The sequence below is a fragment of the Brasilonema octagenarum UFV-OR1 genome (genome assembly GCF_963888615.1).
GTDB lineage: Bacteria > Cyanobacteriota > Cyanobacteriia > Cyanobacteriales > Nostocaceae > Brasilonema > Brasilonema sennae.
In genome coordinates this window covers 1-24770 of record NZ_CAWPKW010000376.1, presented here as the reverse complement: position 1 = coordinate 24770, position 24770 = coordinate 1, and the positions used below count along the sequence as shown (strand labels likewise).

The window sequence follows — 24770 nt, the reverse complement described above, 5'->3', positions numbered from 1 at the left end:
CAAGAGTCCGTTTTAACGGACTTGGACTTTGAGCCAAGAAATTTATTTCTTGGCGGGCAAAAAATATGGTGCAAGATCTGACTCAAGGTGTATTAGGTTGCAGGTAATTCTTTGTATCCGATACGCTTCAATTTATTCCCCTGCAATATATATGTTTGAGCAACTTTCAACCTTGGACAACACAAGCCATCCTTTGGACCTTGAGTCAACATAACGATTTTTATTTTTCCTGCACTAATAGAGATATTCTTGATTACCACCCGGTCTCCAAGAGACTCAGAAGCAACGTTCTTTGGGCTACCTTTATCATTGATGATTACTGCTAAGTACTCAAAAATTCCTGAACCACCGCCGTTCATTGTCAAAAGGGTAACAGCATCTTTTATACCATCATTATTCAAATCACCAAAAGTGATGGTCTTTCCCCCCCATATACGTACTTTCTGCTCCTGATTTCTAAAAAAACCATTAATTAGTTTGAAAGAGCCGTACTCGGAAATATGGTACTCAGCATTTGAAAGTGTTTCTTTAGTTAGGGATGTTTTACTGACTTTCTGCGTGCTTGTTTCTAGAGTACTTGCACTTGCTAAAGAGTTTGGTATTGCAGGTTGTTCTGTTACTCGTAGTGCAGTAAAAATAAGACCAAAAGGGATTATGAAAAAAATGAATTTGTGTTTTGTGATCATTTTTTTGAAATGATATGAACAGCATTAAAGTAAAACTATATGATGGCTCAGAAGTTCTTTAGGTCTGAGAAAAGTCTCAAATAAAAAAAGCTTAGATTCCCGACAACTTCTGCGAAGTCGGGAATCTTGTTGTTGACGAATGATTTAGGATTGGTATGGTATCAGGCAGAAGCCGCACGCTATACAACGTGCACGACTTCTACACCATCACTAATTTCACGATATGTGAATTAACTCAACCTACAGCTTAAACAAAGGTGAAGTCTCCTCTGGAGAAGCTCACGCTAGTGTTATTTAGTACGACGCCAATTAAATCATTGCCGTAGAAAATCCGTGTATCTGGTGTTGTGCTATTCAAATCCCCTTCCCAGTTTTTAGATTGACTCAAGGTGTATTGACTGGAACTACCGCGAAGTTGAATGGTATCTCCAAACTCGAAATCTCCAATTACGGCGTAGCCTGTACCTCTGTAGTAAACACCGGTGGTTCTATCACCTAAAATGAAAGTATCTTTGTTTATATCCCCGCCAGTACCACCATACAAGTAGTCAATGTCTGTGCCACTACCATAACCATTCAAGGTATCATTGCCGTAGCCAGCATATAAAGTGTCATTGCCAGCACCACCATACAAGATGTCATTGCCGTAGTCACCATACAGTACGTCTTTGCCGTCGCCACCAGACAAGATGTCATCATAGCCCCTACCAGCTATTGTGTCATTACCAGAGCCTCCGTAGATGGTATTTTTGACATAATAACCTCCTCCAAGAACATCGTCGCCACCATTACCGTAGGCAGTCCAATTGCTAGAACCATTGTACTGAATGTTATCATTGCCATTAGTACCGTTGTAAGGGTTTGTAGTCACGTCAGCCATGTGAAATTACTCCGATTTTCAAGTTATTTTCTAAGGTAAAAAATGGCTTTTGCGACGTGATTAACTACTGAAAACCATCTCGCTGCAATAAACCATTCTTTACCTTCATTGCGCTTAATGAGATGCGCTTCTTGTATTAGCGAAAATGTTATTAAAAGTCAGCAAAACAAGTAAGTCAATACCACAAAGCTACCTGCTTATAGTAAAGACTAAGCGGACATCAAATCAGTTATCAGTTATCAGTTATCAGTTATCAGTTATCAGTTATCAGGCGTATGGCGGGGGACGCGCGACCCAAGGATTTAACTGATAACTGTTTACTGTTCACTGTTAAATAACCTGTTTTCGCTATCAAAATCAATCTGAATCTTTGCTTGCAAAGCCATACTCTCAGGTCTGCGGAGATATGTCAGTGCTAAAAAGTCGGGACACAATTGGAAGAAAGTCGGAAAAAGTCGGTTATCTACTGACTTTCCCGTAAAATGCTGGTGGAAGTATTCTGTAGACACTTGAAATCATGAATATTGAGGAAGCGCTGGCTGTTGCAGACGCTGCCATGTTTGCTTATACGGGTAAACATTTGAGGGATCAGGAAAAATCAATACTGTCAGCTTCTTGGGAAGGTCAAACGTATGAGCAGATGGCACAGAAGTTTTCATGGTCTGAGAAAACTCTCAAAGATGCAGGTTCTAGTTTATGGAAATCCCTATCAAAGGCGCTAGGGGAAAAAGTCACTAAAAAAAACTTTAAAGCAGCTTTGGAACGTCGGCGAATAGAGAACACCTCAGCGCAGCAATCAAGAGATAACCAAGACTGGGGAACAGCACCAGATGTTTCAGTGTTCTTTGGACGTGAAGAAGAACTGCAACTTCTTGAGCAATGGATTCTCAAAGACCGCTGCCGACTGGTTGGTATTATTGGTTTTGGTGGGATTGGTAAAACTAAACTGTCCGTTTGCTTGGGTAAAGGTGGTATTGGCAAGACGGACCTATTCTTAAAGTTAGCTCGCAGCATTGGGCATGAGTTTACTTATTTTATCTGGCGCTCTTTACTTAACGCTCCACCCCTGACAACTATCCTCACTGACTGGATTAAGTTTTTGTCTAACCACCAAGAAACTCGTTTACCTGAGACTGTGGATGAGCAACTGAGATTGGTGTTGCAGTATCTGCAATCGGAACGTTGTCTGCTGATACTTGATAATATGGAAACTGTGCTGCAAGGTGGGGTTAGCGCGGGACAGTATCGCCAAGGTTATGAAGAGTATGGTCAACTGCTGAAGGCGATCGCACAAGTTCCCCATCAAAGCTGTTTATTGCTCACTAGCCGCGAGAAGCCAAAAGAATTAGATCGTAGTCCCTATTCTGTGCAGGTTCTGGAACTGGGGGGTCTAAATTATGCACAAGGACGCAAGATTTTTGCCCAAATTGGCTCTTTTGAGGGTTCTGATGAACAATGGCAGGAATTGATTGCTTTTTATAATGGTAATCCTCTGGTTCTTGAACCCGCAGCGCGGCATATCCAAGAAGTTTTCTTCGGTAATATCTCTGATTTCTTGCGGGAAGGTAAACAAGTCTTTGAAGATTTGCACGACTTACTGGACTGGCATTTTGAACGACTCTGTGAGCAAGAAAGGGAAATCACTTACTGGTTTGCGATTAACCGGGAAGCTGTATCAATTGTCGATTTACGTCATGATATCCTAACTTCTTCCAGGCAAAAATGCCTTCCATCCACACTACAATCCTTACAACGCAGATTACCAGTTGAAAAAAACGAACAAGCCTCTGCCTTTACTTTACAGCCTGTTCTCATTGAGTACATAACCGAGCGATTGATTGAACAAATCACTCAAGAGATTTCCACGGGCAATGTTTCTTTGTTTAACACTCACGCAATTATCAAAGCCTCAGCCAAAGATTATGTACGCAAAAGTCAAGAAGTTCTCATCCTTCATCCCCTTCATCAAACACTCATTGAAAGTTTAGAGAATACTACCCTTGAAGCGCGACTGACTCAAATTCTCTCCACGCTACGTCAACAATCCCCTTGCAAATCCGGTTACATAGCAGGAAATGCCCTTAACCTCCTTTGCTTTGGACACTCTAGCTTGGAGAAATACGACTTCTCCTATCTCGAAATTCGGCAAGCTTATCTGCAAGGAATGACTTTACATAAGGTCAGCTTTGCTTATTCTAAATTCGTACAAACTGTTTTCACGACCATTTTTGGAAAAATCTTATCCCTTGCACTGAGTCCTAGTGGAGAATGCTTCGCCACCGCAGACACTCTCAATGAAATCCGTCTGTGGCACATCATAGACAATCAACCAATCCTCACGCTACGCGGTCACACTAATTGGGTATGGTCAGTTGCTTTCAGTCCTGACGGGCTGCTTCTAGCCAGTGGTAGCAACGATCCAAGCGTAAAGCTCTGGGATACCCGCAACGGTCAGTGTCTTCACACCTTAAAGGATCATACCAAAACTGTCTACTCGGTAGCTTTTAGCCCGTGTGGTGCCATACTTGCAAGTGCTAGCGAAGACCATACTGTTAAATTATGGAGTGTGCACACAGGAAAGTGCTTGAATACTTTAACAGGTCATACTAGTTCTGTGTGGACTGTTACTTTCAGTCCGGATGGCACTACGCTGGTCAGTGGTAGCAGTGACCGAACCATAAAGTTTTGGAATATACAGACATCTCAGTGCATCAGAACGCTTGAGGGGCACGCTAGTGAGTTGCGTGTTGTTGCTTTTAGTATCAATGGACGAATTCTAGGAAGTGGTAGCGCTGATAAAACAATAAAACTCTGGAATGTTGACACGGGTGATTGTCTCCGTACCTTGCAGGGACATACAGGTATCGTACGTTGTATTTCTTACAGTCACGATGATCGATTTTTGGCTAGCAGCAGTGATGACCAGACTATAAAGCTTTGGGACGGACAAACTGGTCATTGTGTCAATACGCTCAAAGGTCACACAGCTAGCGTACGTTCAGTGGTTTTCAGCCCAGACAGTTCTACGCTGATCAGTGGTGGCTATGACGAAACAGTAAAGCTTTGGGAGTGTGATACAGGACGTTGCTTTAACACACTCCAGGGATATACGAACTCTGTTCGTTCTGTTGCTTTCAGTCCGGATGGAAACGTGCTTGCTAGTAGCTGCGACAATGGGACTGTCATTTTATGGGATATTGACACTGGGCAACCGACTCACGTTTTGAAAGAGCATACGAGTACCGTTTGGACTGTTGCTTTGGGTTCGCATTCCAGTCAGCTTCTTGCTAGTGGCAGTTGGGATCAAACAATTAAGCTTTGGAACCAAAAAGGTTTGTGCCTTGGTACCTTGAGAGGTCATATCGATATCGTATTATCTGTAGCGTTTCATCCCACAAATCATATCTTAGCCAGCTGTAGTCAGGATACCACGATTAAATTGTGGAATGTGCATACAGGGGAATGTTTCCAGACGTTACAAGGTCATACTGGTAACATCTTATCAGTCGCCTTTGCTCCTGATGGCTGTATATTAGCTAGCAGCAGTGGCGACAAAACTGTGAAGCTTTGGGAATTAAATACAGCGGAATGCTTTAAAACGCTACAAAAGCATACAGGTGGTGTGTGGACAATTGCCTTTAGTCCTAATGGTGCCATGCTTGCTAGTGCGGGTGATGACCAGACAGTAAACTTGTGGCATCTGCCATCTGGGGAATGTATCTTGACGCTGCAAGGACATGATAACAAAATTAAATCCATTGCCTTTGCGCCAGATGGTCAATTTTTAGCAAGCGGCGGTGAAGATAACACCATCAAAGTATGGGATGTGCAAACTGGTCAATGCTTGTATACTTTGTTAGGACATGACAAATGGATACAGTCGGTTGCTTTTAGTCCAAATGGCTCTATCTTAGCTAGCGGTAGTGAGGATGAAACGATAAAGCTTTGGGATGTGGGAACTGGTAAATGTATTCAAACATTGCGATCCTGTAGACCATTAGAAGGCATGAACATTATTGGTGCTACAGGATTAACTGCAGGACAAAAAGCTGTCCTCAAAGCTTTAGGTGCACTAGAAAATGAAACATGAGTTTAGAAGTCACAGTTAAGACAGATTTCACACCTCGCGGTAATGTACATACCGTGATTGAGGTGCGTCATCATAAGCAAGAAATCACATCGTAGTAGTTAGACCTGTATTTGGGATGCGATCGATTTGACAGTTCTGTTGTCATCACGCTTTTTGATCACTTGTGCGGGCACGCCGACTGCAACTGACAAAGGTGGAATATCTTTAGTCACAACCGATCCTGCACCAATAATACTACCCCGCCCAATTGTAACTCCATCTAGTACTCTCACCCCACTTCCCAGCCAGCAATCATCCTCAATCACAATTCCTTTTACACTTAATCCCTGTTCTCTGAACTTCCGATTAGGATCTGCAAAAATGTGATTATTGGCGTAGAGTGATGAGTGGGATGCAATCATACAATCTTTACCAATCTTGATGAAACCTGGGCCAGCCATACAGACGTAGGGACCAATGTAAGTATGTTCACCAATATGAATATGACCATCTTGGTGACCACCGTAAGCTCTAATATCGACACCACGATCAATTGACACGTTTGACTCAAAGCAAATCTTATTACCTTTATTGCTCAGATAAGTGCCACTATATATACGGACATTATCTCCAATCTCAATAGTGCGCGTGCCGATAAACCGGACATTAGGTTGGATATAAACGGATTTTCCGACTCGACCGAAAATAGTCCGATAAACTATATTTCGTAGCACTTTACCGATGGGGGTAGGAATTCCTCCCAGGAGTCCTGTCAATATGTATTCCTTCCCGTAAAGCTGCAATAATTGAAAAGTTGAATTTTCTCCACTCATGGTTTTTAGCTCCCCTGTTGAATATAAACTGAAGCTTAGATTCCAGAAAAATAATCTGTTCTGATGAGAAAACATCAGATGCGTAACATCAGGTTTGTCAAATTCTTGCCCAACCAGAGGACTTATTAAAATCAAGAGTCCTCAAGTTAGTATTAAATATTCATAGCAACGCAAACAAGGAGTGAAAAAGTTTCACTTGCATGCAAATGTCATTGTTGATTTTAGGAGTGAAATTTCCCACCAAATATTAGTACATGAAGTTAGGGTGGAGTGTCTCCAACTTCAGCCATCACATTAAAGTTAATCATCGGAGCGAACAAATAAACACTTCCCCGACAACTATAACGGCTCTCTTGCAGCCTGTTTTTGGATTCCGCTGCTCTAATCATGAGGTGCAAAGAGAATTGACATCTGAACTACAGCGTCTTTATAGTGACGCAGATAATAATTATATTACATCTTAAAATTTGATTTAGAATTTTTTTTTCAATAACCTATAATATTTTCATCAAAATCAAAAAAATCAAAAGATTATAGATGTGGTCATAACAGTCGTGATGTCAAAAAGACTGTTGGCAATACTCCAGCTTTCTCGCCGCCCAAAGGGCGATACGCGTAGCGTATCGCTATATTTCCCACGAAGAATCTGCCAATCAAATCCTAAACGATTTTGTTGCTGCTGTTTCACCGTTTTGGGCAGCTAGCAGGAGGGGTCGCTATACCATTAGAATTGGATGCATGGGAGATGAGGGTAACTTCGCCCTTGCCGTTGAACACCCAACCCGTAGCAGGGGCAATTTTTATAGCTTCAGGTTTAGACTGTGGTTTAGTAGTCGGTTCGTGTTTCCCTTGCTGTTGTGTTGTGATAGCCCTAGTGCGAGTATCTGTCCATAGGACATCAGTGCTGAGGGGTTCGTTAGGACTGGGGGGTAACCCGCCACGTCCGGTGACATTAAACTTATTACCTTCTCCTTCAGCAAAGGCGGCACAGCTTGTGTCTATGAGTGCTGATATATCTACTGGCAGCGTGGGTAGTTCCACAAATTCTTTGCTGGGGTCAAGATATAATGTATTGAGAATCACCTGACCTTCTAAAGTCGGGCTGATTTGGGAAAATGCTGTAATATCGTTGGTTGATAATTTTTCAGGGTTCAATTGGTTTGGGTCGGTGGTTCCCAACAGGCGGATCAAGTCTTCTCGACTACGCTGTTCGATGAAAAAATTACTTACAGATGTGATTTTGATATTGCCACCACCGCCACTAAATGCATTAGCGGTAATGTCGCTGTTTTCATTGGGGAGAGTAACAATAAAGCCATTGGGAATATTGATGGTTATGTTGCCACCATTGCCACTACCACTGACTGCATTGGTGGAGATAAAACTCCTAGAATTCTGAGAATTCTGACCACGTAACAAAAGTAAACTTCCTATCTGTAGGTCAATATCTCCACCCCTACCTATGTTGCTTGCATTGCTACGAATACTCGAACCATCTAGCATCTGCAATTTCTTTGCACTAATGCTGATTTTTCCACCATTAGCCTCGCCACTAGTGTTTGTATTGATAATTGCAGACTTGAGGTCAAAAGAGTTTGCGACTTTAAAGACGATTTCTCCAGCTATACCTCTGTTCTGTGTACTGCTATTAACCTCCGCACCTGAAATCTCCCCATTCTTGGCAGTTATGCTGATAGTTCCAGCATTACCCGTACCTTCACTCTTAGCATTTATATTTGCGCCATTCACCACCTTAAAAGAGTCTGCGGCACTAATAGAGATGTCGCCTGATTTACCTGAATTAGACGCAACGCTATTGATATTTCCACCTGAAATCTGCACATTGTTGACATCAATTTTGATAGTTCCAGCATCACCCCTACCAGAACTGTTAGCTTGTATATCTACATTGGTCAGCTCAAAAGAGTCTGCGACATTAAACTTGATTTCTCCGGCTTTACCTGTGCTCCCCGTAGTGCTACTGATACCCCCCCTTCGAGTTCAAAAGAATTTGCGTTGATGTTGATTTTTCCGCCATTACCTGCACCATAGTTATAGCTGGGTAGCCCACTTCCACCGGTAAGTTTAAAAGAATTAGCGTTAATGTTTATTGCTGCGATATTCCCTGTAGCTGTATAAGAGGTTTTGCTGTTTAGCCCACTTCCAATGCTAGCAACAAAAGAATTCTTAGCTATGACGGTAATGTCTCCCGCGCTTCCCGATGCTGTTGCCTGAGTTTGTGCGGTACCGTAATTGTCCAACTTTATATTGTTGGCTTCCAGCTTTATTTGTCCGCCGTTGCCAGAACTAGAGGTGTAAGCGCCGATGTTGGATTTATCGACATTGATCGCATCGCCAACAATGCTGATTTGTTGCCCATTTTTGTCGCCCAGTGTATCAGATCGTACTATTGATTCTGAAGTGAAATTAATATTTTTACCAGCGATTGCGATCGCACCACCGCCATTTCCTGTAGCACCAATAAACGAATTCTTTGAAAACCCGATGTCTGCAAAACTGGTCGCACCTTCATAACCCAGCTTCCAACCTTGTTCTATCGGCGCGAGACTCACAGCCTGATTGCTACCAACACTACCGATTTCAATACGTCCTGCTGGTGACTTGAGAATGCCACCCTCAATAGACACATTCCCTCCCACCAATGCTAAGGTTTTCCCCTCACTCACTTGCAATCCTGGTTGGCTACTGTTAAGAAAGGGATTAGGTTGATTGGCAAAATCGTCACGATTATACTTGATGATATCGTCTTGAATTGCACCCTCCAGTTTTTATGGTATTTGCACCAATACTCAGTCAGTCACAATTATGGGTTCAATTTTATCTTAATTGTGCAAACAATAAATAAAGGAGTTTATTTATAATTCAATAGAGTTCAGTTAAGGGTTGATCGTCCCTAGCCCACGCCAGACGGAATCTTCCGCCCGGCAGACTTTGCGACTTGAGGCGTCTAGCGTGCTTGGGGGATCTTAAATACCACTAACAGCAAGCGTATTGATTTATAATTAAGCCGAATGAGGTTCTATCGCAACCGCTTTCTCTTCATCCTTCGATGGTAAGCTCAACTTATCTAAAATCTCCAACATTTCCCGCTCAAAAGTAACTTGAGCACGATTCGTTTTTCCACCCACATATAAGCGACTATCTTTCTGCAACACCCAAATTTGGGAGTGAGAAAAGTAACTCATCACTACACCTAGCATCAGCAAGGCAAATCCTGTATAAACAACTGGTATTCCTGGATCAGCTTTAATTTGCAAGCCAGTACTACCAAGGACATCCAGAATTTTCAACGTCACACCATTGATTTGGGTAGACATTCCAGTGCGAACAGTGTCAACCAACTTGCCAGTTGCATCATAAATCAACACCGTTCCCTGCAAGTCTTTTGTGAGTAGAGAGACACCCTCACTCAAATCTGGTTTAGTCGGAATCCAAGTTCCCCAGATGCGTCCCTGACCGTTGGTGTTTAGTTGCGCCATCGGTAGTTGAAAAATTGGACTTTTGTTCACACGGACTCGAACAGCAGAAATTCCCCAATCAGTTTGATAGAAAGTCACGCCGCGATAACGCAGAGGACTGTTAACGAAAATCGTCTTGCGGTCAACTTCCTGTTCTTGATTGTCCAGAACAGACATGTCTGAGTAAAACTGGTCAATTCCACCAGAAGCAGTGTAGTCAATCCAAAAGCGATTAACTCGCACAGACCAATCTTTGGGTACTGCTGTTGCCCAAGGCCCCGCATCTATGATATTTTTCACTTGAAACGTATTACCACTGCTCACCATTTCCTGAGCAACAAAACCAGTCATTGCTCCCCAAATAGATCCCAGAAGAATTGTCACAATACCCACATGAACCACAATAGGTCCAATGCGTCCGATCAGACCTTTGCGGGCGTAGAGAGTATCATCTTTTTCTTGAAAAACTTTGTAGCGGCGATTTTGCAAAAGTTGAGTCAGGGAATTCACAGAACCATTGTCTAGTTCAGCACTCAAAGCTAACTTTTTAAATTGACGGGGTTCATCATAAAATTTCCACCGACGGGCAGCTTTTAAAGCTGGTAGCTGACGAGTAAAAGTACAAGCAGTTAAACTTGTCCCAAAAAAGATGAGTAATGCTAAAAACCACCAAGTTCGATAAACATGGTCTAAGCCCAGTGTTAAGAGAACTTTCCAGGTGAGAAAACCAAATAAAGCTGGGTGTTCTGGATAGTTAGCTTGGTAAAACGCTAACGATTGACCTTGCTCTATAACTGTACCAGTGACGCTGAAGATTGCAATGGCTAACAGCATCACGATTGCTAAGCGTAAATCTGTCAGCACGGGCAGTAACTCTTGTCGCAATAACCGCCCAAATGCTGACCATATAGATTTTTTGTCAACTGAATTTTCTATAGTCATTTATCTAATATTTACCTGTATTTACCTGAAATTTACCTGAAAATTTCCACTGGAATCCGAGAAACTAAAGAAAGCACACCAAATCCTACCAACAAAGCACCACTGACTGGGTTAATCCAACCTGACCAACGCCGCAATTCTAGCAATTTCTTAATAGAAGCTGTAAACGTACCGGCTAAGATTAACGGTGCGACATAACCTGCTGTGTAGGAAAGGAGCAAAACAACGCCTAGAATTAAGTCTTGCGTGTTGGCAACCCAACCAAGTAAGCTTGCCAAAACAGGAGTACTGCAAGGAGAGGCGACGACACCGAAACTCAGACCAATGAAATAAGCCCGCACTCCTTGCGGTAATTCTTTAGAAATCCACTCTGTTCCACCAAAAGAGGGCAATTGCAATGGTAAGGCTTCTAATAAATTCAGCCCCATGAGAATGGCTATGATACTGACAATAATTGGTAACCCAATTCCTACCTGACCATAGACTTTTCCTACAAAAGCTGCTATAATACCTAGTGCTGCCAGGGTAGTAGCCAATCCCAAAGCAAACCATGTTGATTGAGTAACGGCTTGCAGACGGCTTTTCGCTTCATAACCACCTATATAACCAATCGTAATCGGTAGCATGGAAAGCATACAAGGTGTGAGGCTAGTGAGCAACCCAGCGATAAAAATGACGCCAACACTCAGCAAACTTAAGTGCGTGAGTTGGTTGGCGACAAGGGCGTTAGCGAATTGTTCTAGTTCGTAAAGTCGGGTTTGCAGGGTTTCAAGCATGGGAGATCTAAAAGCAGGAAATGCTTAGTATGCTTGAATTTTAGCTTAATTTTGGATTGAGGCTCCACGGGTCACCACACCTCTTGGTAACCCAAGCTGTTCTGGAGTGACAGGTTTACCCTCCTGCACGAAATCAAAACTGTTTTTCATCATTGGCCCATGGATGAATATTGTCCACGCTTGTTGATGATCTTTGATCCAGATGCTGTGGTGTTTGTATGCAGAGCGGAAAATAATTGAACCTGGTCCATACCACTTTACCCCATCCTCAGTTTTCTCCCAATAGCCACCCTTCAAAATCAGACTGACGTTAGGCCAAGGATGATTGTGAAGTACTCCTTTATACCATTCTGGTCGGTCTAAAATATGGTTAAGTGTGATATTAAACCACTTATTTGCTGAGAACAAGATAAAGTGGGTATGCTGTCGAGCTTGTGTCTTTGCTAGATTGTTGTAGGCAGTTAGGACAGGTCGAGATTCTAGATACTTTTTGAACCATTTTTGAAACATAGTAGATATTTTCTATCAAGCAAAAAAGATGCCATTACATTGATAGTATATCCTGTAAATTATGTTAAAAAAAGTACTAGAATTAACAGGCTCGCAAATTTGAGGTTTTATCTTTGGGCATGGACATAGTCCACAAAGTAAAATTTAGGACTCAGCCAGAATTTAAGCCAAGTATAAACTGATAGACTTAATAATGCGGTAATCACTAAGGGTAAACCAACTTTAACTCGGAGTGTATCAGGAAGGATCGCAACTCCGGAAACAGTAATGGCAAAATATGCTAAGAGCACTACCTGCAAACGCTGTATTGTCCTCAGCGCACCTCGGCAGCTACTGCAATGCTGAGTGTGCTGTTTGTAGCGATTTAGCACGAAGGAGCGATTATTATTAATTTCCAAGTTTTCTGGAACACGAACAAGGTTATAGCTCTTGATCCAGGAGTTAGAACTTTTATCACAGGCTTCGATGGCAGCGATTTCCTGGAGTTTGGGAACGGGGATTTTAACAATATTGCTAAGCTCTGTTCGGATACCACCTTCACTCGGTGATGTTGTACTCGATGTCCAGGATGTCTCTGATGTCGGAAAATGTCTGGGTTAAAAGTATCAGTGGTATCCACTGCTGTTGACACCTTCGTAAAACATCACGTACTGACGATTGATTTTCAGCACATGAGGTAAAACATTGGTTAAAAGAGCAGTGGTGCATACCATCCGTAAACGCAGAGTATGTTTTGAGTAATGACTAGCAGATATTTCTGCCCATGACTTCAAATTGGCGAAACCTCAAAACAAAAGTGGCGTAGATGTGCAGTTTAAGTATCTACTCCACATCTACGCCAGGTCTGTATTGCATCACTTTTTATACAGCCTTATTGATTGTTTCCACTACTATCTGAAGGAACTTGTTCTGACGGCAAAGATGGATTTTGAGGCAGACGTAATTGGTCGCCCGAATTATTTAGATTGTCAGATGTGCCTAGACTTCTTCTTTTGCGCTGACCGGAGGGTTGCTCTCCATTCTGCTCGGAAGAAGAATTTTGCTCTAATGGCGGATTTAAAGTCGGTGGCTGTGGAGTTACTTGTCCGGAACTTGGTAGTATGGGTGTTCTTGGTGTATCTTGCCCGCCCGTGATCCCAGTATCTGGAGTGGTTAACGGGGCTGTTTCTGGAGGTGTTGATAAGGCTCGTCTTTTACGTCCAGAATTTTCTTGCTCATTAACAGCTTCGCGGCTTCTCTGTTCTGATTCTTGTTGTCTTTTTCTCTGAGCCTCTAGTCTTTCTTGTCTTTCTCTTTGACGTTGTTGAGCTTCTTGGTTAGTTCGCGAGCCTTGGATAGCAAAATTGGCAAATAATTGTACGTTTTGTCTGCCAGCAGCTCCAGAATTTAATTTAAAGTCTTTTGCAGAGTCTACCAGTGCGTTATCCAGTTCTTTGTGACCACTAGGGCTGATAAGCCGGACGTTCTTAACATTACCATTTTTGTCAATATCAAAAGCAACACCTGGTCTGCCTTCAACACCTCGCTGTTTAGACTTTTCTGGATACTTGATATCACATTTGATACACTCTGCAAAATCTAACTGTGTTGGAGCTGGGATTTTTGGTTTTGGGCGTGCAGCGACTTCTGTCTTAGGACTTCGTCCACTACCAGTACCAGAACCGATACCTGAACCAGTACCAGAACCGATACCTGAACCAGTACCAGAACCGATACCTGAGCCACTACCAGAACCGATACCTGAACCGGTACCTGAGCCGATACCTGAGCCACTACCAGTACCAATACCAGTACCAGTACCTGTGCCAGATCTCACAGTGCCTTCTCCTGAACCGGTGGCAATACGGGGACTATTACCCCCGCCACCGCCACCGCCACCTCCAGCAGGTGGAATTTCTCTGGGGGTTCGTAAAGGTGGAATTTCTCTGGGGGTTCGTAAAGGTGGCAACGTCTGTGTCAAATTTTGTTCCGGCTGTGGTGGAGCAGGATCAGGAATTTTTGGTAAAGGCTTTAGCTCTGGCTTCTCTACTGGAGGTGTTACTATTTTTGGGGGCGGGACTACAGGTTTTGTGACTACCACTGTTCGTTTAGGCTGCACAGGAGGCTTGGGCACTACTACTGTTTGCTTGGGCGGTACTATTGGCTTGGGCACCACTGGCGGAAGCACAGGAGGCTTTGGCAGGACTGGTGGTGGTTGTTGAACTAAGGGTTTGATTGGCTCTACAATCTTTGGTTTCGGAGCCTGTTGAACAGGTTTTACTGGCTCTATAGGTTTTTCTATAGGTTTTGGAGCAGGCGTTTCAATAATCGCCACTTCTATAGGTTCTTTGTCAATTTCTTGCCCTAGGTTCAAGATATTGTTTACTATACCGGAAGCGAGTACACTCGCGTGGATCCCTAATGAGGCTATCACACTGAAAGCGAGAAATGCCTTAAGCGCCCTTTCTTCTTTACCCCGTTGCTCTATAGCTGTACCAGAGAAAGCTGTACCAGAGAAGCTCATAATTTAATGCCACCAATTATCAGCAACTTAGGAAGATTAAAACATTTACGAGCAAATGTCAATTAGCCTATTAGGACTATTACTGACTTTGTATCGAGTGAAATGTAGCTTCAGCTTAGTATCTGTAGTAATTCAACAAATTTAGAGATCATGGTTGATTACTTAGAGAGAAACAACTTCCATCCCTGCATGGCGAAATAAGTGGACAATTGTAGGTTTAATCTTTCAGCCGCTAGCTGTATCAGAGAAGATCATAGTTTCATGCTATTTTTAGACAGTAAATATTAAAACATTTATAAGCAAATGTCAATCAGGCTATCAAAATAAACGCTGACTGAATTTCGAGTGAAATATCGCCGAAACATGTTACCTGTGCTAAGTTGATAACGCTAAACGATAAAGTAAATTGAAAGTGAATTGTCAGAGTATGAACATAAATTTTTATTTTCTTGAAAATATATTGAGAAGTTATATCATTTACAACCCATAATCTGGTAGCCTAACAAAATTAGTGGCTTGAGAGAAGAGTACATGGCGATTAAAAATTTGTTCGAGGCAGGCGGTGTGGTCATGTGGCCACTGCTGGCTTTCTCTGTACTGGCAGTTGCTTTGATTATTGAGCGCGTTAGATTTTGGGTTAAGATTAATAATCGGCAAAATCGCGTGGTGCGAGAGGTGTTGAACCTTTACCGTCGTGATAATGTTGTTGGTGCAATGGATCAATTGCAGAAAAATGCAGATTTACCCATCGCACGAATTTTTATAACGGCTTTAGAACTGGAAGAACCAAATCCAGAAGAATTCCGCTTGGCGTTAGAAAGTGAAGCACAAGCTGAGATACCTTTGCTCAAGCGTTTTCAAAATATCTTCGATACTATCATCTCTCTAGCACCCCTGTTGGGACTCCTGGGAACTGTTTTAGGATTGATTGTCTCATTTGCCTCACTCAACATTGGTGATGTCGGAGCTTCTAAAACAGGAGGTGTAACGGCTGGTATTAGTGAAGCGTTAGTTTCTACTGCATCAGGATTAGTTGTTGCGATTTTTGTACTCCTATTTGCCAACACATTTCGCGGACTTTACATACGCCAAATTGCGCTCATTCAGGAGTATGGCGGACAACTAGAATTACTTTATCGCCGTCGCTATGAAAGAGGAGACAGGACTTATGCGTCTGCAAGATGAACCGGATTTACCACCACAGATTAACATTGTGCCGATGATTGACGTGATATTTGCGATCTTGACGTTTTTTATCATGTCAACGCTGTTTTTAACACGGTCAGAAGGGTTACCAGTCAATTTACCCAAAGCAGCTACAGGACAAGCAGAACGCCCAGCACAAGTCACAGTGACAATCAATAAGAGTGGGCAAATGTTTTTAGACAAGCAGGTGATTAGTATAGAACAGTTAGAAAACAGTGTGCGACAAAAAGTTCAACCGCAACAGCAAATGATGGTTGTGATAAATGCAGATGAAGGAGTAAATCACGGTCAAGTTGTCGCAGTGATGGATAAAGTCCGGAAAGTGGAGGGAGCAAAATTAGCGATCGCCACTCAAAAACCATAGTTATTTGTCATCTGCAATATTGGACATCTTGCATGAAACTTAAAAATTTAGAGGGAATAGCAAAAAGGGAACTCTTAAGACCAGTGCACCCCAGAACGTGAGATTGAAATAAGGACGCCTTGTTTTATCAGTCTCGTCGTGCCCTCAAAACAATTCTTTGTTTGAAATGGGCTTTTAACCCACAACGCGCATTTTATTTTCTGTACCCTATTAAGCGTTAAGGTTCCCTGTTACCTCTTTTTTATTACAAATAAAATGCAAGATGACTATAAATTATCTATTTTCAGGGGTACCTACCACCCAAGTATCAGTTGGTATTTTTGTTTGCAATTCACTCATTTGCTAACTGCTGGACTTTAGACTAAGACACAACAAAACAGCGCAACAGTAAGAATTTGATGCGCGTAATTCAGAACTAATGTAGAAATTAAAAAAATAAAGTTTTTAAGCGGGCAATGATTGTTTCTGAGTCCGATTTTTTGTGCTTTTTTTAACGATATTAGGGCTTATCATCCAGATGAAAGACATATTCATCTGTGTTTATCTGCGGTTGCTGAACTGTTTGATGTATTTTACTCAATTGAAAACCGCTATCTTGTTGCTGCAACCAATCCTTACCTAACACAATAGTGATATGCAAGTCGATCTCAGGAGTGCTTGGCGCTTGAACTTTTCCAAATCCCAAAGTCTTGCGAATTGCTTCGGCACTAGCACTATCTGTTTGTTGGGCGACAATCTCAGTTACACTAACAGGTTCAATCCAAGCATAAGACATAGAAACGTTGGTATAACCAGCTTGTTGTAATTTTGTGATCAAATCTTGCACACTGGTGCTATTGCTAGCTGTAGTATCTTGAATATCTATTTGTACAGTACTTGGATCAGATGCTTGTAATGTCTTAACAGGTTCCAAATCAAAATTTTGAGTCATCATAGCTGCGATGCGATCAGAATCTGGTATCCAATAGCTACTATCAAATTCTCCCTTCTGGCTATATCTACCTGGAACCGTTAACATTTCTACATTTGACCCTTTGTTTTGCATTCCAAAGCCTGCGAGTGTTATCAATTCTTCAACTGTCAAATTCGTGTCGATGTGTGCTTGAATGACCTTGATAATTTCTGGCAATCGTCCTAGAGTTTTAGGGTTAAGAGTTTGCTCCATCAGTGTTCTCATAACCATTTGTTGTCGCTGAACCCGACCAATATCCCCAAGCCCATCATGACGATAACGTAACAGTTGTAGTGCTTTGTCGCCATTGAGATGTTGCTTTCCAGCTTTTAAATTGATGTATAAATGCTGGGAATCATCTTGATACTTCATATCTTTTGGCACATTAACCGTCACTCCTCCCAAAGCATCTATCAGCTTGCCAACTCCTAAAACGTTAATCCGCACATATCGGTCAATTTCTACTCCTCCCAGCAATTGAGTAACAGTCTTGGCACTTAAAGAAAGTCCACCTTGAACATTAGCGGCATTAATTTTTTTCACACCATGCTCCTCAATAGGAACACGGGTATCTCTTGGAATAGAAAGCATGGTTATTGTTTTCTTTTCTGGCTCAAATCGTACCAAGAGCATGACATCCGAAAGACCATCAAATGAGTTGACTTGGGGCAGATATTTGAGATTTTTAGCTTTTTTTGGGGGACTTTGAATATCTGATGAAAGTACGCTCATTCCCATAACTAAAATATTGACAGGGCGAGTTAACTCTGAAAATTGTAGCTTTTGTTCTAAAATGCGATCATTATCAAAGACTGCTGCCTCATGTGGACTCAAATTTGCCTGCATTAAAGGTTGACTCTTTAAAGAAAGTGTCAACAGTTCTCCAGCTATTGCTGAAACAATGGCAAGTCCGGTAAAACCTAAGCATAACCCTAGCCAACTTTTTGTGTTACTATAGTTAGGGCGATAACTTTTTCTCGTTGTGGAAGTTTTTTGAACGCTCACAGGTTTCTTTGTACTCACTGAGAAAATTCCGATAAATTTATAGAGTTAAAGTAGATCATCGAACTATTTCTTTCTAAATTTTTATCTAATCATATGTTTTTTTCCTACTGTCTTAGGATAGGAATTGAAGAAAAGCAAAAAATACTTTTTAAAAATAAATATGAAAGGTTTAAAAGGCAAGAATGTATTGGTGACTGGTGCCAGTTCGGGAATTGGGCAAGCAATTGCAGTGAGATTTGCTCAAGAAGGAGCAAACGTTGCCATCAATTACAGGAAAAGCCCTGAAGATGCTAAAGAAACTGAGGAGATGGTGGAAAATGCTTGCGGTGAGATTCGGGGTTGTGGTGTTGAAAACATCCTAATCCAAGCAGATGTCTCTAAAGAAGAAGATGTGGTCAAAATGGTGGCTACTGTTGTGGAAAAGTTTGGCAGCTTGGATATTTTAATTAACAACGCTGGCATTCAAACGGAGGGTGCAGCTCATGAAATTAAAATAGAAGATTTTGACAAAGTCATTTCTGTAAATCTCCGAGGTGCATACATCTGCGCCCGTGAAGCCATCAAACATTTCCTTTCTTGTCCGGATAGTGGAGTCATTATTAATATATCTAGTGTTCACGAGGTCATTCCCAAACCCCAATATATAGCGTATTCTGTGAGTAAAGGAGGAATGGAAAATCTCACGCGTTCTCTAGCTTTGGAATACGCATCTCATAACATTCGCGTGAATGCAATTGCACCAGGAGCAACAATAACACCAATTAACAAATCATGGATTAATGACCCAAAGGGCTAGGCTGAAGTTGAGAGCAATATTCCTATGGGTCGCGCTGGAACCTCAGAAGAAATGGCAGCGGCTGTAGCATTTCTTTGCTCAGATGAAGCCGCTTATATTACTGGTCAAACTTTGTTTATTGATGGGGGATTAACACTTTACCCTAGCTTTCGCGAGCCTTGGTCATCGTAAGAAATACATTAGAAGTGAAAAAACAACATCTCCGACTTTTCTCAGAAGTGGGGGAGCGCATTAACAATTAAAAATTCACTTAGGGACTGCGTCCCGCTGCGCTAACAAAATCACCGTAAGCGCAAGCGCACGCGGCTTGGGCGAACGCGCAGCGTGTCCGTAAGGACTTAGGGCATAGATCTGAGTGTCCTTCACCAGACGCTGCACGAACGCCGGAAGCCGGCGCTCAGGCTTGTCTCAAAATTAAAGACATTTTTAGCTTCTTCCCGATAGAAGCCCCACGCCATACACGAAGTGTTGGCGCTGGGATGTCAAAGTACTAGATTAACCAGAAGCCAGTAACCGAGAAGCACAAGAAAAACGCTTAACCACAACACAATTGGTCTGTCCGTAAACATATGTTTTAGAGTGATTTTTACTGGTTTAACGAATACACGGTGTACAAACTAGGTAATAGCAAATATCTTTTTCTCAACTCTCTAAGTCATGGAGTACGAGAACTGAAGTCTAATTGCTATTCCTGATTTTTTTCAAATTTTCTTCAAACGATGCCAGTATTCCGCAGGACATTTGTCCTTTGGTTCTGGTTGATCAACCACATTAAACTTTGTGGATAAAACTATTCTAGCGATATTAATAATCTTTTGTAGGGAGAAATAACTTTATATGTGTTTACAAAACTCTTTTCAAAATTATGTAAAAAGGGTAGTTGACAATATTGCAGATAATGAAAAATCCATTTGATCTATTTATTTTGTCCTATTCTTTGCGAGGGACAAATGGTAGTTTTAAGAAAGTTGTATCGTTTTTTATAAACTGTAATCCATCAATGGAAATAAATTTTGTAGTTTTTCTCATTATGAATCACAAGGGTATATTTTGATTACGTAGAGAATAACTTCCCTACCTCAGACAGACAAACAGACAAACAATCTTTAACAAAGAAGTCAGAATGGGCTGCGCCCCGCTGCGCTAACAGCAATTCCTGAGTCAGAATCAAGAGTATGTGGATTTAAACCCCAACAGTTATGTCGCCACCCCCGTAGACAGTGGGGATTTAAACCCCATACTCCTCCCTTGCGTCGCACAGAAATACCCAAGCTGAATTCTGGCGACTGACACCTGAGTTCTTTTGTTAAAGCTACATATAAAAATATCATTAAATTCTTACTATAGCGGTTTTCAATTGCGTGCAATACGGTGGAGACGTTGCATCCTTTGAGTTATACATATCGTTGTGTATTTGCTCCAAACGAGAAGCGCTATAAAAAAGAACGGGCTGCGCCGATCTACTATCCACTTCGTTAACGCTGCGCTAACAGAACACAGTTGTGATAACTGGTGAATAAAAAACTTTCATGTGTAGATCGGTATAAGTTCTGTACAACGCCCTTGGAGAGTATTGGTATCAAGTTCGTATTTTTTTTCATAGAGACGAAAATAATTCCTTTCTTGCCAAATACAACACATTTTCTTTCTGGGGAATTCTCTCGTTCTGCGTTCTGTCTTGTTATTAATATACGATTTTATCTACAAATTCAGATATCACCATTGTGAGTATATGGGAATTCTTGATTAGTCAGAGAGAACACTCTTTTGATTTAAGACTTAGTTTTTAGGAGAGTTTTTATGCGAATTGCTCAAATAGCTCCACTTTGGGAAAGAGTACCACCTCCAGGTTATGGCGGTACAGAGTTAGTAGTTGGATTGTTAACTGATGAATTAGTCAGACGTGGACACGAAGTTACGCTATTTGCATCGGGAGATTCTATCAGTTTGGCAAAGCTTGAATCAGTTCATCCTCATGCCATACGACTTGATGAGAGTGTCAAAGAGTACAGTGTGTATGAGATGCTGAATTTAGCTCGAGTGTATGAGCGAGCGAACGAGTTTGATATTATTCATTCTCACACGGGACACATCAGCTTGAGCTACGCCAATCTGGTAAAAACACCCACCGTTCACACATTGCATGGAATTTTTACTCCTGACAACGAAAAATTGTATAAATATGGAAAAAATCAGCCTTACATCAGTATTTCCGATTCACAGCGAGAAGAAAGACTAGGGATGAACTATGCAGCGACAGTTTACAACGGGATTAATGTTGGCAGTTATAAATTTCATCCCCAACCACAAGAGCCACATTATCTGGCTTTTTTAGGTCGAATTTCTCAACAGAAAGGAACGCATTTGGCGATACAAATTGCTAAAGAAACAGGCTGGCGCTTAAAGATAGCGGGTAAAGTGGATTTGGTTGATATGGAATACTTTGAAAGTAAAGTCAAACCTTTTATTGATGGTGAGCAAATTGAATATTTGGGTGAAGCCAACCATGAGCAAAAGAATGCTTTGATGGGAGGTGCAGTAGCCACTTTGTTCCCAATTACTTGGCGAGAACCATTCGGGTTGGTGATGATTGAATCAATGGCATCTGGTACTCCAGTGATTGCGATGAACATGGGTTCTACACAAGAGGTTATTGCCCACGGTAAAACAGGCTTTCTCTGCAACAATGTTGAAGAGTGTATCAGTGCCGTTAGCAAGGTTGCTGAACTAGATCGCTATGCTTGTTGGGAGTATGTCTGGGAGCGTTTCAGTGTTCAGCAGATGACTGATGGCTATGAAGCAGTTTATCGCAAGATTGTGGGAGAACCGTTTGCTTCTTTGTAATGGACATTTGCCCAATCCTGTGATTTCAGGAAACTAGTCTATCAGGCATAAGCGTGGGAGAGTGAGAACCCCTACCTTTTAAGCAGGGTGATGAAACTCAACTCAAAGGGATGTATCCCTTTGTATCACTTTTACCAGTTATAATTTTCATGCGGTACTGGGTGACGACCCATGCAGGATATCCATAACTGGACTCCGAGGGCAGAAACGTAGTCTTAGACTGTACCTGATCTGCGGTGGGACGCATCGTGGATGTAAAACAAAATTCCCTGTGGAGACGGTGAGACCAGCGCTGCGGGAGGGTTTCCAACGCCAGATACCTCTGTCGGGAGACCCTCGTGCAGTACTGGCTCCTCCGCAGGCGACTGGCGAACCCGGAGGGTCTGGCAGGGACGGGAAACCGTCTAGTTAAGAGTCAACGAAGCAGGAAGAAAGGTGGAGAGACACGACTTTAGTCTGTCTCGTAACATCTTTTAAGAATCCCCGCGCATTTATGCTGGGGAGTACGTCAATTAGGAAAAGCAAGTGTGCTCTTTGGGGCGATCGCTCCGTCGCGCTAGTGCCCCAAAGTCACAGAGCAAATTTGCTGCTAGTCAGAGTCGGAGGAGGGTAGTTTTCCAAACTGCTCTCCTTTGCAAACAGGGGCGATAAGCCGGAGGCTTGACGCTACGCGTATCGCAAAGGAGCGTAATCGCCTCCACAGCATTCTCCTCTGAACCAAAAGCGATCACAGACTCCGTTCGGAGTCTAGATCTTAAGTTGGCTCGGCATAGCCTTGCAAGTTCTCTGGCTCAAATTGGCGCAGAATGCGAGTTGCCTGATTGGTTAACTCTTGATTCCCTTTAATAACAATCAGATACTTGCCTGCATTGAGGCGATTCCGGTAGGGTAGAGCATCCCCACTCCCCACAGTTAAACCAACTCCACCGCCGACAAAGTATGCACCCAAAGCACCAGAAGCGGCTCCCAACAGTCCACCAATCAGGTGATTACCAAGGCTGCCAATAGGAAGTACTTCGATGCCTGTCAAAAGGTTGAAGGCGTAACCAGCAACAAAACCAAAGGGAATCAGCCAAGATACCAAACGATTTATCCCTTTCTTTGCTTGTTGATTTGGGTTGATGAACCCATACTCATCAGCACTTTTGTATCCCCTGCCTAAAATATCAATTTGATTGGTGGGTAAACCTTCTTTTTCTAGGGCAGTGTACGCTTCTTCTACTTTTAACCTGTCTGGTAGAACTGCAACAAGATAATTCATAGTGTCATCCCAAGTTATATTGTCATTGTTGAGTCAAAAAATCTTTCGCTCACTTGTGTGGACTATTAAATAAAATGAGCCAACTCACCATAAACAATAAGTATCGAAGCAGTAAAAAACGTCAATCTTCAGGTTGAAAGAAAACTGAAGCAGTTCTCCATATTTGCCTATTTCTCATAGAAATGTCATTTTTCTGACTTGTTCTATCTCTTGCCAGAGAACTCGTAACTATCGAGGCGTCTCCTCAGCTGTAGAACCAAACCAAAGATTAATCCCAGACGTAGCAGAATGTTGACTAACTCAGATCTTGCACCATAATTCTTGTCCACCAAGAAATAAATTTCTTGGCTCAGAGCTTCAAGTAAGCTAAAGCTTACTGGATATGCGTTTGAGTCCGTTTTAACGGACTTTGGCTATAAGCCTTGAACTTCAGTTCAAGGCGTACTCAGGTCGAGGTGCAAGATCTGAGCTAAAGAATCATGTCTCGTTTCTCGTCTCATGCCGGGTTTTTGATGTTTGTTATCTATATCTCCTAGACTGATTACAAACAAAAAACCTCAACCTTGAGGCTGAGGACTGTAACAAATATCTCAAAAAACTAAAGTACGTGCTTGCACCGCGAAATTCAATCTACTTGATGATCTTTGATGAAAAACCTGAGGGAGAAATGGTTTTGGTTGCCAGGTACAATTGTCTTGTGATTCCACAAGCTGTCATATGAATTCTTGTGCTGTATCGCTCAGCTTATCCATTACTATGTTGAGGCGTCTGTTGGTAGCGTTTTTGAAAAATAATTGCCCCTACGTTTACCACCAAACAGGTAAGTGCGAGCCACAGCAAGATATAGGTGGGAGCCATGACCACGCCAATCATAAACCAAGTATATACGTGCAATACCATTACTGATGCAAATATGTTGCCAATTCCGGCTACTTGCCATACATAATGTGACGGGCGATGGAGTGCAACTAAAATCATGGTCAACAATGTGGTAAGCAAGTTGGCTGGTACCAAAAATGCACAAATACTTACACAGTTGGCACGGGAGAACTCAGCAAGGCTGTTAAGGTCAAGCATTAATATTTTGGGGATAATGTCAGCATTTTGTAAGAGACTCAACATACTTATAAAATAATGCAACATAGCTTAGTACAGACATTTAATAAAAACACGATTAAATTAACATAAGTTTAGATAAGTAAAGTATTTTTATCGAACCAAGCAGAGAAAGTGAAGCTAAATCCAGTATAGATAAGGTTTTAGAATATCTTTTCATATAATATTTTAATTGAAATATCACTCTCTTCATTTTAAAAAAATGTAAAGAAATCAAATCAAAATAACTCTATCAATCAAGTGAATCAAAACCCTACGATGCTGCTGAGGGTAAGTTTGCTAAAATCTCCATGATCAAGAAAGGGTGTAGGGGTATGGGGGTGTAAGGGGAGCCAGGTGCTAACAGCGGGTTTCCCGACTTGTTGCAAGAGCGTCTGGGCAGGAGTTAGCACAAGCGCGTTGTAAGGGGAAGAGAAAATTTTTTGTGGTACACCCTGCGGGCACGCTGCGCGTTAGCCTCCGGCGTGCGCTCTGCGCATACGGGGAAGTCAAAAGTCACTGAATTTTGGATTTTGGATTTTAAATTTTAGATTGACAAGGCAGCTTAT

General features: G+C 42.0%; 19 protein-coding genes and 3 pseudogenes. 7 read left to right on the top strand and 15 right to left on the bottom strand.

Annotated elements, in window-relative coordinates:
• Window positions 1–92: 92 nt before the first annotated feature.
• Together AC5590_RS33535 and AC5590_RS33530 are read right to left on the bottom strand one after the other, a co-directional pair.
• On the bottom strand, window positions 93–686 hold the full coding sequence (locus tag AC5590_RS33535) for a hypothetical protein (RefSeq protein WP_169267535.1): 594 nt from the start codon (window positions 684–686) through the stop codon (window positions 93–95).
• Window positions 687–933: 247 nt separating this feature from the next.
• Window positions 934–1566 carry a calcium-binding protein gene (locus AC5590_RS33530; RefSeq protein ID WP_169267534.1) on the bottom strand — a complete coding sequence of 211 codons (633 nt, stop codon included), beginning with the start codon at window positions 1564–1566 and terminating at the stop codon, window positions 934–936.
• 517 nt (window positions 1567–2083) lie between these two features.
• Here AC5590_RS33530 and AC5590_RS33525 point away from each other — a divergent pair.
• The gene (locus AC5590_RS33525; protein ID WP_248277361.1) at window positions 2084–5656 is read left to right on the top strand and encodes a WD40 repeat domain-containing protein; all 3573 of its coding nucleotides are present in this window, start codon (window positions 2084–2086) and stop codon (window positions 5654–5656) included.
• A gap of 2 nt (window positions 5657–5658) precedes the next feature.
• Window positions 5659–5751, top strand: a pseudogene (locus tag AC5590_RS33520) (preQ(1) synthase); the annotation flags it as partial.
• 3 nt (window positions 5752–5754) lie between these two features.
• Here AC5590_RS33520 and AC5590_RS33515 read toward each other — a convergent pair.
• The 8 genes and pseudogenes from AC5590_RS33515 to AC5590_RS33480 form a co-directional block, all read right to left on the bottom strand.
• Window positions 5755–6468 (bottom strand): acyltransferase, encoded by a 714-nt coding sequence (locus AC5590_RS33515; RefSeq protein ID WP_169267533.1) that lies wholly within the window; start codon window positions 6466–6468, stop codon window positions 5755–5757.
• A 523-nt stretch (window positions 6469–6991) separates the two neighbouring features.
• On the bottom strand, window positions 6992–7156 hold the full coding sequence (locus AC5590_RS33510) for a hypothetical protein (protein ID WP_169267532.1): 165 nt from the start codon (window positions 7154–7156) through the stop codon (window positions 6992–6994).
• Entirely contained in the window at window positions 7153–8310 is a 1158-nt protein-coding gene (locus tag AC5590_RS33505; RefSeq protein ID WP_169267531.1) for an S-layer family protein, read from the bottom strand. The genes AC5590_RS33510 and AC5590_RS33505 overlap by 4 nt, the downstream gene beginning before the upstream one ends.
• 71 nt (window positions 8311–8381) lie before the next feature.
• Window positions 8382–9155, bottom strand: a complete 774-nt coding sequence (locus AC5590_RS33500; protein WP_211178655.1) for a hypothetical protein — start codon at window positions 9153–9155, stop codon at window positions 8382–8384.
• A 336-nt stretch (window positions 9156–9491) separates the two neighbouring features.
• Window positions 9492–10889: a cytochrome c biogenesis protein gene (locus AC5590_RS33495; protein WP_169267529.1), complete on the bottom strand. Its 1398-nt coding sequence runs from the start codon at window positions 10887–10889 to the stop codon at window positions 9492–9494.
• A gap of 32 nt (window positions 10890–10921) precedes the next feature.
• Entirely contained in the window at window positions 10922–11665 is a 744-nt protein-coding gene (locus AC5590_RS33490) for a cytochrome c biogenesis protein CcdA (protein ID WP_169267528.1), read from the bottom strand.
• Window positions 11666–11710: 45 nt separating this feature from the next.
• Window positions 11711–12175, bottom strand: coding sequence for a hypothetical protein (locus tag AC5590_RS33485; protein WP_169267527.1), 465 nt, complete (start codon window positions 12173–12175; stop codon window positions 11711–11713).
• A gap of 107 nt (window positions 12176–12282) precedes the next feature.
• A pseudogene (locus tag AC5590_RS33480) lies at window positions 12283–12591 on the bottom strand (Rieske 2Fe-2S domain-containing protein); the annotation flags it as partial.
• A 13-nt stretch (window positions 12592–12604) separates the two neighbouring features.
• Here AC5590_RS33480 and AC5590_RS33475 point away from each other — a divergent pair.
• Complete coding sequence (locus tag AC5590_RS33475; protein ID WP_169267526.1) at window positions 12605–12775, top strand: hypothetical protein; 171 nt, start codon at window positions 12605–12607, stop codon at window positions 12773–12775.
• A 5-nt stretch (window positions 12776–12780) separates the two neighbouring features.
• Here AC5590_RS33475 and AC5590_RS33470 read toward each other — a convergent pair whose 3' ends face one another.
• A complete protein-coding gene (locus AC5590_RS33470; protein WP_498824394.1) occupies window positions 12781–12948 on the bottom strand; it encodes a hypothetical protein in 168 nt (55 codons plus the stop codon).
• Window positions 12949–13046: 98 nt separating this feature from the next.
• Complete coding sequence (locus tag AC5590_RS33465) at window positions 13047–14678, bottom strand: energy transducer TonB (RefSeq protein ID WP_169267525.1); 1632 nt, start codon at window positions 14676–14678, stop codon at window positions 13047–13049.
• A gap of 531 nt (window positions 14679–15209) precedes the next feature.
• Between AC5590_RS33465 and AC5590_RS33460 the strand changes: the two genes are divergently transcribed.
• Window positions 15210–15863 carry a MotA/TolQ/ExbB proton channel family protein gene (locus AC5590_RS33460; RefSeq protein ID WP_169267524.1) on the top strand — a complete coding sequence of 218 codons (654 nt, stop codon included), beginning with the start codon at window positions 15210–15212 and terminating at the stop codon, window positions 15861–15863.
• The gene (locus tag AC5590_RS33455) at window positions 15847–16248 is read left to right on the top strand and encodes an ExbD/TolR family protein (protein ID WP_169267523.1); all 402 of its coding nucleotides are present in this window, start codon (window positions 15847–15849) and stop codon (window positions 16246–16248) included. The genes AC5590_RS33460 and AC5590_RS33455 overlap by 17 nt, the downstream gene beginning before the upstream one ends.
• A 499-nt stretch (window positions 16249–16747) precedes the next feature.
• Here the strand turns inward: AC5590_RS33455 and AC5590_RS33450 are convergent, their stop codons facing one another.
• Window positions 16748–18223, bottom strand: coding sequence for an LCP family protein (locus AC5590_RS33450; RefSeq protein WP_318284112.1), 1476 nt, complete (start codon window positions 18221–18223; stop codon window positions 16748–16750).
• Between the two features lie 142 nt (window positions 18224–18365).
• On the opposite strand from AC5590_RS33450, the pseudogene AC5590_RS33445 reads away from it, so the two are divergent.
• Together AC5590_RS33445 and AC5590_RS33440 are read left to right on the top strand one after the other, a co-directional pair.
• Window positions 18366–19172: pseudogene (locus AC5590_RS33445) on the top strand (glucose 1-dehydrogenase).
• A gap of 1629 nt (window positions 19173–20801) precedes the next feature.
• On the top strand, window positions 20802–21845 hold the full coding sequence (locus tag AC5590_RS33440; protein ID WP_169267522.1) for a glycosyltransferase family 4 protein: 1044 nt from the start codon (window positions 20802–20804) through the stop codon (window positions 21843–21845).
• A gap of 754 nt (window positions 21846–22599) precedes the next feature.
• Here AC5590_RS33440 and AC5590_RS33435 read toward each other — a convergent pair.
• Together AC5590_RS33435 and AC5590_RS33430 are read right to left on the bottom strand one after the other, a co-directional pair.
• Window positions 22600–23106, bottom strand: a complete 507-nt coding sequence (locus AC5590_RS33435) for a hypothetical protein (protein ID WP_169267521.1) — start codon at window positions 23104–23106, stop codon at window positions 22600–22602.
• A 744-nt stretch (window positions 23107–23850) separates the two neighbouring features.
• Window positions 23851–24183 carry a hypothetical protein gene (locus tag AC5590_RS33430; protein WP_169267536.1) on the bottom strand — a complete coding sequence of 111 codons (333 nt, stop codon included), beginning with the start codon at window positions 24181–24183 and terminating at the stop codon, window positions 23851–23853.
• Between the last annotated feature and the right edge of the window lie 587 nt (window positions 24184–24770).

Excerpts from the sequence above, each read along its gene's own strand:
- AC5590_RS33535 (WP_169267535.1), bottom strand. The coding sequence starts at position 686 with ATGATCACAAAACACAAATTCATTTTTTTCATAATCCCTTTTGGTCTT.
- AC5590_RS33530 (WP_169267534.1), bottom strand. The coding sequence starts at position 1,566 with ATGGCTGACGTGACTACAAACCCTTACAACGGTACTAATGGCAATGAT.
- AC5590_RS33525 (WP_248277361.1), top strand. The coding sequence starts at position 2,084 with ATGAATATTGAGGAAGCGCTGGCTGTTGCAGACGCTGCCATGTTTGCT.
- AC5590_RS33515 (WP_169267533.1), bottom strand. The coding sequence starts at position 6,468 with ATGAGTGGAGAAAATTCAACTTTTCAATTATTGCAGCTTTACGGGAAG.
- AC5590_RS33495 (WP_169267529.1), bottom strand. The coding sequence starts at position 10,889 with ATGACTATAGAAAATTCAGTTGACAAAAAATCTATATGGTCAGCATTT.
- AC5590_RS33490 (WP_169267528.1), bottom strand. The coding sequence starts at position 11,665 with ATGCTTGAAACCCTGCAAACCCGACTTTACGAACTAGAACAATTCGCT.
- AC5590_RS33485 (WP_169267527.1), bottom strand. The coding sequence starts at position 12,175 with ATGTTTCAAAAATGGTTCAAAAAGTATCTAGAATCTCGACCTGTCCTA.
- AC5590_RS33465 (WP_169267525.1), bottom strand. The coding sequence starts at position 14,678 with ATGAGCTTCTCTGGTACAGCTTTCTCTGGTACAGCTATAGAGCAACGG.
- AC5590_RS33460 (WP_169267524.1), top strand. The coding sequence starts at position 15,210 with ATGGCGATTAAAAATTTGTTCGAGGCAGGCGGTGTGGTCATGTGGCCA.
- AC5590_RS33455 (WP_169267523.1), top strand. The coding sequence starts at position 15,847 with ATGCGTCTGCAAGATGAACCGGATTTACCACCACAGATTAACATTGTG.
- AC5590_RS33440 (WP_169267522.1), top strand. The coding sequence starts at position 20,802 with ATGCGAATTGCTCAAATAGCTCCACTTTGGGAAAGAGTACCACCTCCA.
- AC5590_RS33435 (WP_169267521.1), bottom strand. The coding sequence starts at position 23,106 with ATGAATTATCTTGTTGCAGTTCTACCAGACAGGTTAAAAGTAGAAGAA.
- AC5590_RS33430 (WP_169267536.1), bottom strand. The coding sequence starts at position 24,183 with ATGCTTGACCTTAACAGCCTTGCTGAGTTCTCCCGTGCCAACTGTGTA.